Origin of the sequence: Caballeronia sp. PC1 (assembly GCF_021353155.1) — a bacterium.
Taxonomy (GTDB): Bacteria; Pseudomonadota; Gammaproteobacteria; order Burkholderiales; family Burkholderiaceae; genus Caballeronia; species Caballeronia cordobensis.
In genome coordinates, this window is record NZ_JAJUBH010000004.1 from 72,021 (window position 1) to 87,780 (window position 15,760).

Annotated in this window: 8 protein-coding genes and 2 pseudogenes; 4 read left to right on the forward strand and 6 right to left on the reverse strand. The window is 58.2% G+C overall.

Annotated elements, in window-relative coordinates; all coding sequences use genetic code 11:
* Positions 1-119 precede the first annotated feature (119 nt).
* On the reverse strand, positions 120-1,028 hold the full coding sequence (locus tag LY284_RS33475; RefSeq protein WP_233391232.1) for a LysR family transcriptional regulator: 909 nt from the start codon (positions 1,026-1,028) through the stop codon (positions 120-122).
* 104 nt (positions 1,029-1,132) lie between these two features.
* Between LY284_RS33475 and LY284_RS33480 the strand changes: the two genes are divergently transcribed.
* The 4 genes from LY284_RS33480 (at position 1,133) to LY284_RS33495 (ending at position 8,115) form a co-directional block, all read left to right on the forward strand.
* Positions 1,133-1,939 carry a phytanoyl-CoA dioxygenase family protein gene (locus LY284_RS33480; RefSeq protein WP_233391234.1) on the forward strand — a complete coding sequence of 269 codons (807 nt, stop codon included), beginning with the start codon at positions 1,133-1,135 and terminating at the stop codon, positions 1,937-1,939.
* A 221-nt stretch (positions 1,940-2,160) separates the two neighbouring features.
* Positions 2,161-5,211 (forward strand): FAD-binding and (Fe-S)-binding domain-containing protein, encoded by a 3,051-nt coding sequence (locus LY284_RS33485; RefSeq protein ID WP_233391236.1) that lies wholly within the window; start codon positions 2,161-2,163, stop codon positions 5,209-5,211.
* 78 nt (positions 5,212-5,289) lie between these two features.
* Complete coding sequence (locus LY284_RS33490; RefSeq protein ID WP_233391238.1) at positions 5,290-6,594, forward strand: MFS transporter; 1,305 nt, start codon at positions 5,290-5,292, stop codon at positions 6,592-6,594.
* A gap of 78 nt (positions 6,595-6,672) precedes the next feature.
* The gene (locus tag LY284_RS33495; RefSeq protein WP_233391240.1) at positions 6,673-8,115 is read left to right on the forward strand and encodes an aldehyde dehydrogenase family protein; all 1,443 of its coding nucleotides are present in this window, start codon (positions 6,673-6,675) and stop codon (positions 8,113-8,115) included.
* 145 nt (positions 8,116-8,260) lie between these two features.
* Here the strand turns inward: LY284_RS33495 and LY284_RS33500 are convergent.
* From LY284_RS33500 to LY284_RS33520, 5 genes and pseudogenes are all read right to left on the reverse strand, one after another.
* Positions 8,261-9,366 (reverse strand): annotated as a pseudogene (locus tag LY284_RS33500) (IS5 family transposase).
* A gap of 198 nt (positions 9,367-9,564) precedes the next feature.
* Positions 9,565-10,860, reverse strand: a complete 1,296-nt coding sequence (locus LY284_RS33505) for an IS701 family transposase (RefSeq protein WP_045450144.1) — start codon at positions 10,858-10,860, stop codon at positions 9,565-9,567.
* Positions 10,861-11,824: 964 nt separating this feature from the next.
* Positions 11,825-12,839, reverse strand: a pseudogene (locus tag LY284_RS33510) (IS110 family transposase).
* A gap of 294 nt (positions 12,840-13,133) precedes the next feature.
* The gene (locus tag LY284_RS33515) at positions 13,134-14,573 is read right to left on the reverse strand and encodes an aldehyde dehydrogenase family protein (protein WP_233391242.1); all 1,440 of its coding nucleotides are present in this window, start codon (positions 14,571-14,573) and stop codon (positions 13,134-13,136) included.
* Positions 14,570-15,508, reverse strand: coding sequence for a LysR family transcriptional regulator (locus tag LY284_RS33520; RefSeq protein ID WP_233391244.1), 939 nt, complete (start codon positions 15,506-15,508; stop codon positions 14,570-14,572). The genes LY284_RS33515 and LY284_RS33520 overlap by 4 nt, the downstream gene beginning before the upstream one ends.
* Positions 15,509-15,760: the final 252 nt, after the last annotated feature.

The window sequence follows — 15,760 nt, forward strand, 5'->3', positions numbered from 1 at the left end:
CGGCTTCACACTGTCTTCTAATGCGACCAGACAAGCAGTCAGACCACCGCTACATACGGCGGCCCAAACCAACTGAGTTATGCTGACAGTTCATCGCAATTGAAGTCGTGCCGCTTGTCTTACTCGATCTTGACTTTGCCCGGTGCGCGCGCTGCTATTTCGCACGCGAGTTGGACGAAAGAGCCTAGCGCAGCGGACGGGTGAGGTTCCTTCCAAGCAAGGTAGAGTTCGCTTTGCGCGTGCTGTTCACGCAGCGGACGATAAACGACGTTGTCCATGTGCGTTCGTTGAACCGACGCAGGTACGAGCGTCACACCAAACCCGGCGCTTACTAGGCCAAGGGACGCGTAGATCTGTCCCATTTCGAAGCTTGCGGAAGGAGAGAAGCCCGCCAGGGCGCACAACTGGTTGATGGTGGCGTGATAGTCCGGCGCGACATCTTTCCGGTAATTGATGACGCGCAGGTGCATACAGTCCTTGATGGAAATCTGCCGTTTCGCTGCGAGAGGGTCGTCCTTCGCGATGGCAAGGTAAAACGGCTCCTGAAGCAACAAGACGCTGTTCAGTTGGATATCCGACGGCAAAGAGCGAACGAAGGCCAGATCGACGTCCCCACGATCCAGCGCATTGATCTGTTCCGCAGAGGAGAACCATCGAAGTTCGACTGTCACCGCGGGGTAACGCTGCTGGAATTCACGCAAGAGCGGCGGCAGCAGCGTGTACGCGATGTGCTCAAAGAACCCGACCGCCACCCGGCCGATTTCCCCTCTTGCTGCGCGTTGCGAATCCACGATCGCGGAGTTTGTGTCCGCCAGAATTCGCCTGGCCCGTTCTTCGAAAACTTGGCCCGCCGATGAAAGGAATACGCGTTTGCCCCGGCGCTCGAAGAGCGCCACGCCGAGTTCTTCTTCCAGTTCCCGTATCTGCCGGCTCAACGGCGGCTGGGCCATGTGCAGTTCCTCTGCCGCCTTCGTGAAGTTAAGTGTGCGGGCCACCGTCAGAAAGTAGCGAAGATGACGCAGCTCCATTTGAAACCTTCTAGGTATTGATACGCAACTTATTATATCTTTTACATTGGGCGCGACGGGTCGTAGGATCATGACATCACATCAATAAATCAGAAGATGCCCTTATGAAACTTACCGCGTCACAATTGGAAGCGTACGAACGCGACGGATTCGTTGTCCTCCCGGAGCTTTTCTCGGAAGAAGAAGTCGAGCATATGAAGAGCGAGTTGCGCCGGATCCAGAAGATCGACACCGACCATCTCGTCCGTGAAAAAACGGGAGGCATCGCAAAGACGATCTACAAAGTTCACGAAACCGAAAGTCCGACGGCATCGGCGGTCTTTCACTCCGCCGTGCGCTCCCCCAGATTGCTCGAGCCGGCACAACAACTGATTGACGATCCCGAACTCTACGTCTATCACACGAAGTGCAATCTGAAGACGGCAATCGACGGTTCCGTATGGCAATGGCACCAGGACTTCGGCACCTGGCATATCGACGGCGTGAAAGAGCCGCACATGACAACCGCGTTGGTCATGCTCGATGAGCCGACCGAAATGGGCGGATGTCTCTACTTCATCCCGGGAAGCCATAAACTCGGTTCACTCGATCCGACGTTCGACGAGGCAACCGGTTACCGCTTCTACGTGGTACCCAAGCCGACGATGCTCGATATCTTGTCCAGCCATCCCAAGGCCGTGCCTATTATCGGCCGCCCGGGGACAGTCGTGTTCTTCGACGCTAACATCGTGCATTCCTCGGGTCACAACCTGTCCGGTGACGATCGATGGCAGGCCTATATCGTCTACAACCAGGTGAAGAACAAGCCTGAACAAGTCGAACAGCCGCGACCGGATTATGTGCGCTCGATCAATTTCCTTCCTCTCGAGGTTGGCTCAGACGAGATTCTCGACAGAGTTCAGATCGGCTGAACTTGCGCGCGCGTCGCTCGCCAGGACGCATGTTCCTGGCGAGCAGCGGCAAGTCACATCAACAGGGTAAGCCTTATCTCCTGAGTGTCGCCGACGCGTGACCTCGCGTTTTCTCTCCGAATGCGGCCATCGCAACGACGCGTCAGGCCTATTGCTCTATGGACGCAAGTGAAGCGATACGTACGCAAGTGCCGCACAAGGACGCATGAAAGGTAAGCGACATGAAGGTCATAAAGATAAAACTAGAAGAAGCGCGAGAGACTATTTCCGAAGCAGCGTTTCTCGAAGCTCTGCACGTTGCGGGTCTGGAGGGCGAGGTCGACGCCAGCCATGCGACGCGCACGGTACTCGCAACGGACAATTCGATCTATCAGCGCAGACCCACGGCTGCGATTTTCCCTCGCAACGCCGCTGACGTTGAGCGCATCGCGCGGCTGCTCGCCGAGGAGCGATTTCGAAGCGTCGTGGTATCGCCCCGGGGCGGTGGCACCGGGACCAACGGGCAGTCATTGACCGACGGTATCGTCGTCGACCTGTCCCGCCACATGAACCGCATCATTGAAATCGATCCGATTAAACGCACGGCAAGGGTTCAGGCAGGCGTCGTCAAGGACCAGTTGAATGCGGCTCTCAAACCGCACGGATTATTCTTTGCTCCGGAACTGTCCACGTCGAACCGCGCCACGATTGGCGGAATGATCAGCACGGACGCCAGCGGACAAGGCAGCTGTACCTATGGGAAAACGCGCGACCACGTCATCGCTCTGAAGAGCGTGTTGCTTGGAGGCGTTCCGCTCGTCTCCGAGCCGGTCGACGATGCAGCACTGGAACAGCTTTGCGCACGGACGGATATTGTTGGACGGGCCTACAAAACAGCCCGCGAGATTTCCGACAATCAGGCTGAACTCATACGAGACACATTCCCGCCGCTTAATCGCTGCCTGACGGGATACGATCTCGCGCATCTTCGCGAGCGTGACGGAAGGCTGAACCTGAATAGCCTGATTTGCGGCGCGGAGGGTACGCTCGGCTTCGTTGTAGAGGCGACAATGAACGTGTTGCCGATACCGCTTCATTCGGCGCTGGTGAATATCCAGTATGAAGGATTCATGGATGCGCTGAGGGATGCACGCGCTCTGATGGAACATCGGCCGCTGTCCATTGAGACGGTGGACTCTACGGTACTCGCGCTAGCTCGCGATGACGTTGTCTGGACTTCGATATCCGAGTTCTTTCCGGACTATAACGACGAGCGAAGCGCTCAAGGTATCAACCTCGTTGAATTCAGCGCCGATGATCTCGGTCAGTTGCAAAGCCGTGTCGCTGAATTTGCAGAGCACATCAGCACGGACCGGAGCGTTCGGCGTCTTGGCCACACGATCGCCTGGGGACATGTGGCGGTCAACCGTGTTTATGCAATGCGAAAGCGCGCAGTCGGCCTTCTTGGCAACGTACGCGATAGAAGGCGGCCTCAGCCGTTTGTCGAGGACACGGCTGTTCCTCCGGAGCAGCTCGCGGAGTACATCGCAGAGTTTCGCGCGTTGCTCGATTCCCACGGTTTGAAGTATGGAATGTTCGGCCATGTCGACGCCGGCGTGCTGCACGTGCGTCCCGCGCTCGATCTTAGAGACCCCGATGATGCTGCCTTGATCAGGCCCATCTCGGATGCCGTGTCGGCGCTCACCATGAAGTACGGCGGACTTCTTTGGGGAGAGCACGGGAAAGGCGTGCGCTCGGAATACGCACCGACCTTCTTCGGGAGCCTTTACCCTTCCTTGCAGCGAATCAAGGCAGCGTTTGACCCATATAACCAGCTAAATCCCGGAAAGATCGCCGTACCGACAGGCGCTGATAGCACACTTCTCAAGATTGACTCCACCACTTTGCGAGGTGAACTCGATCGCGAGATCAGCGACGCTGTGTGGGAAGCGAACGGTGACGCCGTCCGATGTAACGGCAATGGCGCTTGCTTTAATTTCGATCCGGACGATTCGATGTGTCCTTCATGGAAAGCGACACGTCAACGCATTCATTCTCCGAAAGGCCGTGCGTCGTTGATGCGTGAGTGGTTACGTCTGCAGGCAGCTGCAGGTACTGATCTGATCGCTCGACCGCGTGCGAAGCGCTTGCCCGTACGTTTTTTGAATTCGCTGCGTCGCGGTCGAAACAAAGATGATTTTTCGAACGAGGTGTATGAGGCGATGACCGGCTGCCTCGCCTGCAAATCTTGCGTCGCTCAGTGTCCGGTCAAGGTTAACGTGCCGGAGTTCCGATCACGATTTCTGGAGCATTACCACACACGATATCTTCGCCCGGCTCGCGACTACATGATTGCTTCTCTCGAACACACGATTCCACAGCTGGTCTCCGTGCCCGGGGGGCGACAGTTTTACAACGGCGTTGTGGACAGCCGGTTCGCGCGACTGTTGCTTAAGCACTTTGTCGGAGTAGTCGACACACCGATCATTGCCCAGAGCGAAGCCAGCAAGTCGAACCGATGTGCTATCGCGACGCCTGAGACTCTGATGCGGATGAATGCAAGCGAACGGAAACGTTGCGTGGTCATGGTCCGCGACACTTTCACAAGTTTTTTTAGTGGCGACGTCGAGACCGCATTTGTCGAGCTCGCGGATTCTTTGGGATTTCGTGTATTTTTTGCGCCCTTTCATCCGAATGGGAAGCCTCTCCACGTTCTGGGCTTTCTGACACGGTTCGCGCAGGCCGCGCGCAAGAACGCCCAGACACTGCTCGATATTGCAAATACGGGTGTCACGCTGGTTGGGGTCGACCCGGCCATGACGCTGACGTATCGCCAGGAATATTCCAAGGTACTCGGAAGCGAAAACGTCCCGAATGTGTTGTTGCCACAGGAGTGGCTCGCGACTGCGATCAGTTCGTCGCACACGCCCAAAGCGGCACGCGCGTCGTTCAAGTTACTACCTCATTGCACGGAGAAGACCAACGCCGCGCAAGCTACAGCGCTCTGGAAAGCGGTTTTTGCCGCAGCAGGTCTGGACGTGGTGATGCCCTCAACAGGGTGTTGCGGGATGTCAGGCACTTACGGTCATGAAGCGAGGAACGTGACTACATCGACCGACATCTTTGCGCTGTCGTGGGCGCACCAGATTCCTGAATCCGATTGCCCGGTCAGAAACGAGGAAAGCCGGGAGGTCCTGGCGACAGGCTATTCCTGTCGCTGTCAGGTCAGGCGTCTGCGAGGCAAGACGCTTCGTCATCCATTGCAGGTGCTCGCGAACATCTACCGCCGATAGTCATTAGATGTAGCTCGGGACGTAGCGCTGTTCAATGTGAAAGCAAATACCTATTTTTCGAAAATATAAGGAGACGGAATGATCGAGAAGTCGAAGAAATTAAAGCGCATACAGGTGGCGTCAATAGCGCTTCTGACGCTGGCAGGGATTGTCAATTATCTCGATCGGAGCACATTGTCTATCGCGAACCATTCCGTCAGCAGTGAACTCGGGTTGTCAGCATCTCAGATGGGAATATTGCTGTCTGCCTTCTCGTTCGCTTACGCCTTTGCGCAACTGCCGGTCGGGGTGCTTCTCGACAAGCTTGGTTCGCGAGTGATGCTCGGACTGGGAATGTTTGTCTGGTCCGCCGCTCAATTTAGTGGAGGGCTGATAACGAACCTCCATCAGTTCATCATTGCGCGTATAGCGCTCGGAGTAGGTGAATCGCCAAACTTTCCGGCTGGCGCGAAAGTGATTAGCGAGTGGTTTGGAATTCGTGAGCGGGGTCGGCCGACGGGTATCTTCATTACTTCGTCGACGATCGGGCCGGCTCTTGCACCCCCGATTCTGACTGTCATGATGCTGTCGTGCGGTTGGCGACAAATGTTCATGATCATGGGTGGCTTCGGAATCGCGGTGTCGATCGGCTGGTACCTGATCTATCGTGACCGCAAAAACGTGACGCTCTCGGACGGAGAAGCCGCCTATCTGAACGAAGGTGCAAGTGACACCAAGGTCGAGCGAAAGATGACGATGTCGGAATGGCGTAATTTGTTTCTGACGCGTACCACCTGGGGCATGATTCTCGGCAATGCGGGCATCATCTATATGCTGTGGCTGTACCTGACATGGCTGCCTGCGTATCTTGAGCGTGAGCGTCATCTGTCGCTCGCAAGCACCGGATGGCTGGTGTCCATCCCATATCTCTTCGGCACGATTGGCATGTTATCGAGCGGATTCGTTGCAGATGCGTTGCAGGCCCGCGGTATCGCGCCGATTAAAAGCCGAAAGTGGCCTATCTGTGTCGGTCTGATTGGTGGGGCTTTATTTACGGTTCCCGCTGCGTTCACACCGAATCTGACACTTGCGATTCTCTATCTCTGCGTCGCGATGTTCTTTGTCCAGATGGCATGTGGCGCGAGTTGGGCGCTTGTGTCTGTGGCTGCGCCGCGGCACATGGCGGCATCCCTTGCGAGCATTCAAAACTTCGGCGGTTATTTCGGCGGCTCGTTCGCGCCTTTTGTCACCGGTGTTGTCGTCGATCGGACGCATTCGTTTGTCGACGCGTTCCTTATCAGTGCTGGAATCGCGCTCCTGGCTGCGCTCGTCTACGCACTGATGGTTGGGAAGCGCGTCGACGAGCCGAAGGTCGCCGTGTCGGCACCGCCGCTCGCGACGTAACCAGTTTGCGCAGGCCGGTATAACCGTTCCATAAGATTTCCGGCACACGGAAGACTTTCTTTCATTTGGCGAAGTTAAATGAATCAGTATAGAAACCTGATCAACGGTGAGTGGGTAGCTGGCGAACACTGGCGACCCAACGTAAGTCCGTCGGATAGCAACGATGTAATCGGTGAATACGCCGACGCCAATGTGCTACAGACCGAGATCGCGGCCGCTGCGGCACGGCAGGCCTTTTGCTCATGGTCAAAGAGTGGTCCACAGGAACGCTTTGACTTATTAGATCAGACGGCTTCGATCATCCTGTCTCGGAAGGCGGAGCTGGCGACGCTGCTATCGCGAGAAGAGGGCAAAACGCTTTCGGAAGCTGCCGCCGAAGTGCAGCGAGCGGGACAGATCTTCAAGTTCTTCGCTGGAGAGGCGTTGCGAACCGATGGCGAAATACTTCCATCGATCAGATCCGGTCTGACGGTTGAGGTCACTCGGGAACCGATAGGGGTAGTTGGACTCATCACGCCGTGGAACTTCCCGATCGCAATACCGGCCTGGAAGATTGCACCGGCTCTTGCATATGGCAATTGTGTCATGATCAAGCCGGCAGAGCTGGTGCCGGGGTGTGCGTGGGAACTCGTGAAAATCCTGTTCGACGCCGGGGCTCCGCCTGGTGTCGTCAATCTGTTGATGGGACCCGGCGCGGCCGTGGGCGAAGCGCTCGTGCGGTCTTCCAATGTCGATGCAATCAGCTTCACGGGATCGGCGATGACGGGTCAAGCTGTCGCCGAGAAATGCGTTTCGAGCGGGAAGAAGGTGCAGCTTGAAATGGGGGGAAAGAATCCCATGGTCGTGCTCGACGACGCCGATATGGACGTCGCTGTCGAAGCCTGCATCAACGGATCCTTCTATTCGACGGGGCAACGTTGTACTGCATCGAGTCGTCTGATCGTCGGCAGCGGCATTCATGACGAGTTCGTCGAAGCAATGCATGCACGCATGAGCGTGCTCAAAGTGGGGAACCCGCTGGATTCTCAAACGCAAATAGGGCCGGTCGTCGATGCGAGACAGCTAGCGCAGGACGAACATTATATTCGACTCGCAAAGCGTGAAGGCGGAAGCGTGTTCGGCGGTGCCCGTGTAGATGCCGACACGGAAGGATTTTTTCTCACGCCTGCGTTGGTGACCGGAACGCACCCATCCATGACGATCAATCAGGAAGAAGTGTTCGGCCCGGTTGCGTCGGTCATTCGGGTCAACGATTATGACGAGGCCCTTGCCGTAGCGAACGATACTCGCTTCGGATTGTCCGCAGGAATTTGCACGACGTCGCTCAAGTACGCAAGCCATTTCAAGCGAAACGTCGAGGCCGGCATGGTGATGATCAACACGCCGACGGCCGGGGTCGACTACCATGTGCCGTTCGGCGGCCGGAAAAAATCCAGCTACGGAGCGAGAGAACAGGGCAGCTATGCGCAAGAGTTCTTCACGACGGTGAAAACCGCTTACATCGCGGCTGGTATCGGGTGATCTAGCAGGCCGTTGAAATATCCCTTCGTGAACGCGCACTCGATTATTCGGAAGAGCTAGCGCGATGCAGTGTTCCAAATGAATTGACGCCGACTTTTCTGTGATTCAGATGCTGCCGATGCCGCTTTCCTTCTCGCTTACTCTTTCAAGCTGCCCTGGCAGCAAGCGTTCGCATGCGGGTCAAGTTGTACGCCGCCTGAGTCAGCACGAAGAGCTGGTCGACTCGCTTCAGACCTCGATACATCGCCTGCCGAATCTTGCCGACTGTCTTGCCCCATCCAAACACCTGCTCGATGCGTTTGCGTTTGCACTGACTGATTGCATAGCCGGGCCATCGGGTGGTTCGAGCGTCAATCGCAGAACCGCCCGCGCGTGCATCGTTTTGCGCCACGTGTGGTGTCACGTTGTTCTCCCGGCACGTCGCCACGAATCCGGCCGTATCGTAGTTCTTGTCGGCGCCGACCGTTATGGTCTTACCGGCAAATCGCGCAGCATCCCCAAGCATCTGCGCGGCCGCGTCCCGTTCGGCCGTGCCGTTGGCCTGCGTGACTTGTGCGTTCACCACCAGACCATGCCGGTTATCGGTCAGCACGTGACCCATGTAGCAAAGCACCGCGCCCGTGCCACGACTCTTGCGAAACAGGCGCGCCTGAGTGTCCGTGCTGGATTCATGGGTGTCGTTGCTGCGTTTCTCGCCGCGCCAGTTCTCCTGCGAGCCGCCCCGCCCGCAGGCGGCGAATCGTCATCCGGTTTCGTCTTGGGCACGAAGCTCTTGTGCCCCGCCCACGCCTGAATGAGCGTGCCGTCCACGCTGAAGTGTTCGCCTGACAGGTGACCTCGCACGCGCGCCGTCTCGACAGTTTCGTTGAACAGGCTGACCATGACATCGTGGACCATCAGCCGGTCGCGGTTCTTGCTGAAGGTGGAGTGGTCCCAGACCGCATCGTCCATCGCCAGTCCGACGAACCAGCGAAACAGCATGTTGTAGGAGATTTGCTCCATCAGCATGCGTTCGCTGCGAATCGAATACAGCACCTGCAGCAACAGCGCGCGTATCAGCTTCTCCGGCGCGATGCTCGGGCGACCGCCCTTGGCCTCGCTCTCGTACATGCGCGAAAACACCTCGTCCATGCGCGTGAGCGCCTCGTTCAGCCACAGGCGAATCGGTCGCAGCGGATGATTGGCCGGAACGAAATCGTCCAGTCTGGACATCGTGAACATCGATTCGGTATAGCCGTCGGGGCCGCGCATCGCTTTGGGCTCAGTGTCGTTCGATTCTTTAAATCAACGTTTCTCCCTTGCGCACGGATGACCCGCGCAGAGGGTATTTCAACAGCCTGCTAGTCTTACTGTGTCATAAAATGTGTCGACGCAGAACTGCAGAATGGGCATCGCTGGAGCCGCTTAGCGACGTGCGCAGCGATGCACCAGCGCAGCGTGGCGATCGAGTCAGTCACGTGGCGCTGCGCGCGCTGGGGAGCCGCGTGGCACGTAGTCCGAGGGTAAGCCAGATGTGTCGCGGATCGCAGCGTTTTTTTTACCGCTTCCCTGAATGAGGCGCTGAGCAACGAGGAAGCCGTATGCGGCAATGCATAGCGATGCATGGTGATGAAACCCGCGCCAGCCGCGCCCCTCAAAGTGCCCGAGGCCAAATTCCTGCTTCAGGTCCTGGTAATCACGCTCGATGCGCCAACGCATTTTTGCAACCTGAACGAGGCGGTCCACAGGCGTGCCTGCGGCCAGCGTCGAGAGCCAGTATTTGATTGGCTCGGGCTCGCCATCGGGCCATTCAACCAGCAGCCATTCCTCGTCGCGCGGCGTGGGCCGCCAGTAATCGCGGTGTGAGGCGCGCACCCGCACCGCTGCGAATCGCGAACTGAGCGTAGCGCGCGTGCCTTCACGCCACGAAACCGTACGATAGCGGGAAGCGTCAAGCCCGACGGCCAACTCCTTGACCGATGCCGGTTCATGCCGCGGTACACGGCGCTGCAGACTTCTCGGTCGGCCAGGCTTGCCGCTGGATGGCTCGGCAGGCAGCGGCGCAGTGCCTGGCGCCCATACACGGGTGCTCGATTGGATACCCACCGCATATTGCAAGCCGATTTCGCTGAGGGCATCGCGAAACGCAGTGTCGTTTCCGTATCCTGCATCGGCCAGTACGACACCGTCCGGTGCACCGCTTTGCCGGGCCTCGCGCAACTGCGCGAGTGCGATCTGCGGCTTGGTCGCAAACCCGATCTCATCGGGCACGCCAGCCTGCGCCCGCCGTGGCGGATCGTCGGCCCATTCCTGTGGCAGATAAAGCTGATAAGCCACCGGCAGGCTTGCCTCTTCGGTGGCCACCGACAGGCTCACGGCCACCTGGCAGTTATCCTGTTTGCCCAGTTGCCCACAATATTGCCGCGCCACCCCAACTGAATGCTTCCCCTTCTTCGGGAAGCCCGTGTCGTCAATGATCCAGTAAAGGCCCTTTGTCGGATCCATGTGCGGCAGCACCCAGCGACGCACTTGTTCGAGTAACGCGGCGTCAGACCATTCCGACTTCGACACGAAGTGATGAAGTGATTGGTGCCGCGCACTCACGCGCTGAGGTTCCAGATGTGCTGCCAGCGGCTCCACGCTCTTGCGCCGGATCGGCAGCATCAAGCCTTGGCAATAGCCAATCAACCCGGAGTGGCGATCGCTATGTCTGACTGCCTCACATAGATGTTCCAAATACTCGTCGAACGACGTCTCCCAGTCCATCACTTCCTCATGCAAAGGATGAAGAAGCTCCTATAATGCCATGTGTTTATGACACAGTAAGACTAGAATCCTTCACCTCCTTTGTATGAGATGAACTATCTAGGAGCAAACCGCCGAGGTCTTTAGAATTAAACGTTCGGATCCTAGCCCGGAATCGCCGCCCAGAAAATGAAGGGCCCTGTCTTCCGCAGCGCTTGGAAGGCCGGGTCAGCCGTCGGAGCAACCTGATGTCGAGCGTATGGGTTGGGCTTGCTTTATCGCACTCCGTGAGCACGGCGGGGTATGGTCGCGCTGAGGTCTGAAGCAACCCGGTATCCGATGATGCATTTGTCGCCGCTCGGGGAATTCCGAAAGAGATTCGCTAACGAAACGCCGTCTGACTGCACCGGCTGAATGCCCCTTTTTGGCCATGAGCCTTGGGTCCGTTTGTTGCCAGTGGTAGACCGGGTTCATGCGGTCGCGCCTTCGCACGATTCGGTGCTCGGCCAGATTAGTTTGGATTGCCTGAGCAAGGACATGCATGAAGAGATGGAGCATCTTGATCGCAGTGCAGTACGGCGTCACTGCGGGCGCGGATCCTTATACTCGCTCGAACGTCAAGATGCCTGTTCCTTCGCGCTCATCGACGGAATTCCTGTTTAGTTCCGTCTTGAGCGTCAGAGTGTCGCCACTGATGGTGTAGATGCGTACCTGCGTCCCGTTTTGCAACAACTTTCGGTTGTTCAGAATGACAGGGTGGGTTGCAGCTCTCTATCCGGCCTTCGTGCAGCCGATAATGCCGCTGCGGGCCCCTATAAAATCCGCTGACTCATTCCTCATTCTTGCAACGAGCTCGAAGCTCGAGTCAGTATGCAGGTTAGCGAGTCCCAGGTCCTACTGACTAGTCATCACACTCGATCGCTGCGCAAACTTTCGATGTTCACCTGGTGCTCTAACGTTGATCGTCTACACGAAGCGCAACGATTTATGCGGGCTTCACACAGACGTAGTCCCTCCGGTACGGCCTGTCGTGCGCAAGCACTGCCCAGATTGTGCGTGCCATCTTGTTTGCAAGCGCGACGATCACCACGTTCTTGGGTCGACGTTTGATCATCTGTTCGACCCATGGACCAGGTTCTTTCCCGTGTTCCAACACCGATCGCGCACCGTGAATCAGCAGCGTGCAGGTATGTGTCGCCGCGCTTCGATATGCCGTGCAAGATCACCTTACCCCCGGACCCGTTTGCTAGGGTACAAGACCAGCCCACGCCGAGACTCCCTGCCCGAACTGAATGCCTTCGGGTCACCCAAGGTCGCGACGGCTGCTGTCGCGGTCAGCAACCCGACGCCCGCGATTTCGCTGATGGCCTTAACCGCCTTATCCTCTTTCTTCCATTCCCGCATCTGGCGTTCAATCTGCGCGACCTGTTCGTCGAGTTTCTTCAACCCAATCCACTGCTCGCGAAGTGAGTCGATAACAACCGCAGGCAATCGCTCGGCAACTCGCTCAAGTACGGCGGGAATCGCCCGGTCAAGAGCAGCACGACTCTTGCCCATTATCTCGCCGTGCTCCGTTAGCAATCCACGCAGGTTGTTGACCTGCATCGTGCGAAATTTGATGAGTTGCTGGCGCATCCGATGCAGCGACAACATCGCCTGTTGCGTCTCGTCTTCACTGCGACTGGCTTGCCCGGTTGCTGAACGGCGAGCCAAATCGCGCGCGCGTCAGCGGCATCGCTCTTGTTGCGAATGTTGAACGCCTTGGCGAATTCCGCTGGTATCAGTTTGACCTCGTGCCCCATTTTGATTAGCTGCCGTGCCCAGTGATGCGCACCGCCGCATGCTTCCATTCCGATTAGGCACGGCGCACGATTCGCGAAGTGTTCTAGAAACATCGCTCGCTTGATCGGCTTGTTCACGATCTCTCCGCTTTCCGGATCAACGTAGTGCACTTGGAAAACCTGCTTGGCGATGTCAACGCCTACGGCCATACTATTCATGGTGGATCCTCCGGTTGCCGGGAAATGCTTGCATTTTCCACCTGGGCACATTGATGCTGTTAGCCCGTGAGGATCCACGCCTCCGCGCATACGATCACGGGTGGGACGCGTTCATTTCATTCAGTATGAGCGAGATCACATCAAGGTGTCTATTCATGAGAGATGCGCCTTCGGAACGAGCGTGTCTTTCGTCTGCTTTCTCAAAAAGGTTGGACACTGCACTAATTTTCGATGGCCGCCATTCGGGTTTCGCCACGTTGAGAAGCAGGCGGAATTGACCGCCCGCCAACTCACTCAGCGTAGCGGCGTCACGCCATCGGCGACGCCTGCCGGCATGCAGATGTGCTTGATTTCCGTGAAATCGGCGAGGGCATCGTAGCCGTGCAGGCGGCCAAGACCGCTTTGCCGGTAGCCACCGGTTTCCGCTTCGGCAAAGAGCTTGTTGTGGTCGTTGATCCACACCGTGCCATTGCGCAGCGCGCGCGCGATGCGAAAGGTGCGCGCGCCGTCGTTGGTCCACACGCTCGCGGAGAGGCCAAATACGGTGTCGTTGGCTTTGTCGATTGCCTGCGCTTCAGTGTCGAACGTCTCCAGCGTGACTAACGGTCCGAAGATTTCCTCTTGGCAGAAGAACGCTTTCGGGTCGCTGTGTTCGACGAGCGTCGGCGAGAGGAACGCGTGTCCTGAGCGCGTGCCGCGCAGCAGTACGCGATCCGCTTCGTCGCAGGCACGGGCAATGGTTCGATCGACCGCGTCGCGGGTGGCCGCGTCGATTAGCGGACCGATGTCCATTGCCTCGTTGATGCCTTCGCCCACTTTCAGCGCTTCGAGCGCACGCGTCAGATGCTCACGCATCTCCGCCGCTCGCCGGGCATGCACGAGCACCCGGCGCGCGGCAGTGCATTGCTGACCTGAGATGATCGTCGCGGCGCGCGCGATACGCGGCGCGATCGCGGCGACGTCGGCATCCTCGAAGACGACACAGCACGACTTGCCGCCGAGTTCCAGCGAGAGCTTCTTCATGCTTTCGGCGGCGGCGGCCATGATCTTCTTGCCCGTCGCGGTCGATCCGGTGAAACTCACCACGTCGACGTCATGCGACTCGACCAGCCGTTCGCCCGCCGCATAGCCGATCTCGTTGACGAGGTTCACTGCGCCCTTCGGCAGCGCGGTCTGCTCGAAGCAACGCAGCATGGCTGCGATGACTAGCGGGGTCTGTGCGGCGGATTTGATGATCGCCGTGCAGCCAGCGGCGAGCGCCGGCGCGAGCGAGCGCACGAGCAGCACCGCGGGCGCATTCCAGGGCACAAAGATGGCCGCGACGCCAGCGGCCTCACGCAGCATCGTCGAGATTGTTCCCGGTTCCGATTCCAGCACGTGCCCCGCGATGTGCCGAGCGAGTCCCGCGTAATATCGGACTTCGGAAATCGCGGCTGCGATCTCGCCGCGCGATTGCGCGATAGCCTTGCCGTTTTCGCGCGTAAGAAGGGTTGCAAGCGGCTCGCGTTGCGCATCGAGTGCGCCGGCCCATGCGAGCAGCACGTCCTGACGCAGGCGCGCGTCCTGTGCCCATGTCGTGCGGTCGAACACGTTCCGTGCCGCGGCGATGGCCGCATCGGCTTCCGCCGCCCCGCCGTCGGCGAACTGGCCGATGCTTTCGCCCGTAGCGGGGTCGATGCTGTCGACCGACGGCATGCCGACCCATGCGCCGGCTATCCAGTGTGGTGCTTTCATGCAGTTTCCTTGGAGGTAAGAGGGGCGTTTGTGCCGGACGCGTTCGACACGCGATGCAATTCGTCGGCGATGATCTCGATCAGCGCCTCGGCCGCAGCGGACAATGGCCTGCGCGGATGGCTCACGCGCACGATATGCCGCACGATGCGTGGCGCGAGAATGGGATAGGCCCGCAGCGTCCCACGCTGCACGGCCCGCCCAACGGCGATGCGCGGCAGGATCGTCGCGAAGCGAGTGCTCTCTACGAGCTTCACGATCGTGCTGAGCACGTCGATTTCGAAACGCGGCGCAAGCAGCACGTCTTCGTGCTGTGCGGCGGTATCGAGCACGCCGCGCAGGCCGTGGCGCTTGGTCGGCAACACGAGTTCGAGTTCGGGTAACTGCGCAAGCTCGATCGTGTGCGGCAGGTCTGGGCCGTGCTGCACGCTCGTCGCGAGAACCATTTCTTCATCGAGCAGCGTCTGCGAATCCAGCGACAGGCGCGCGCGGGGCTTGTTGATGAGGGCCGCATCGAGTTGGCCACCCGCGACCCAGTCGATGAAGGTCGCGCTGAAGCCGTCCGCCACCGTCACTTCGACATGCGGATAACGCGCATGAAAGCGCGAGAGCGAATCGGCAAGCACGCTTTCCGTCACCGATGCGATGAGCCCGATGCTCACATGTCCCGTCACCACTTCGTCGCGCTGCTGAAGCTGCTGCCGCGCGTGCGCGAGGTCGCGCATGATCGGCAGAAAGAGGCGATACATCAGGCGTCCAGCGGCGGTTGGCGCCATGCCGTGCGCGCCGCGCTCGAACAATTGCTGATGTAACTCTTCCTCCAGCTTCGCGATTTGCATGCTGAGCGCGGGCTGCACGATGTTCAGCCGTTTCGCCGCGCGCGTGACCGATCCGTCCTCGAAGAGCGCGATGAAGTACTGGATTTGTTTGAGGTCCATTTCTCGTTCGGATTGACATCAATAAGACTAATGACATTCTGTCGCGTTATCAGTCGGCGTGCGCCGCCTGGCTTGCCGGCCATTTCCCGTAATGCTCTGCCGTGCGTACAGGCGTCACCAGTGTATTGATATCGATCTGAAAGTCCGGTGTCATCGGGGCTAACGCTGATATCAACATTAATGATTCAAAACATCAAAAAACACTATTAGAACTTATATCGCGATCTCGCTAACCTTCATTTCACCCCTTGC

Excerpts from the sequence above, each read along its gene's own strand:
- LY284_RS33475 (WP_233391232.1), bottom strand. The coding sequence starts at position 1,028 with ATGGAGCTGCGTCATCTTCGCTACTTTCTGACGGTGGCCCGCACACTT.
- LY284_RS33480 (WP_233391234.1), top strand. The coding sequence starts at position 1,133 with ATGAAACTTACCGCGTCACAATTGGAAGCGTACGAACGCGACGGATTC.
- LY284_RS33485 (WP_233391236.1), top strand. The coding sequence starts at position 2,161 with ATGAAGGTCATAAAGATAAAACTAGAAGAAGCGCGAGAGACTATTTCC.
- LY284_RS33490 (WP_233391238.1), top strand. The coding sequence starts at position 5,290 with ATGATCGAGAAGTCGAAGAAATTAAAGCGCATACAGGTGGCGTCAATA.
- LY284_RS33520 (WP_233391244.1), bottom strand. The coding sequence starts at position 15,508 with ATGGACCTCAAACAAATCCAGTACTTCATCGCGCTCTTCGAGGACGGA.
- LY284_RS33515 (WP_233391242.1), bottom strand. The coding sequence starts at position 14,573 with ATGAAAGCACCACACTGGATAGCCGGCGCATGGGTCGGCATGCCGTCG.
- LY284_RS33495 (WP_233391240.1), top strand. The coding sequence starts at position 6,673 with ATGAATCAGTATAGAAACCTGATCAACGGTGAGTGGGTAGCTGGCGAA.
- LY284_RS33505 (WP_045450144.1), bottom strand. The coding sequence starts at position 10,860 with ATGGACTGGGAGACGTCGTTCGACGAGTATTTGGAACATCTATGTGAG.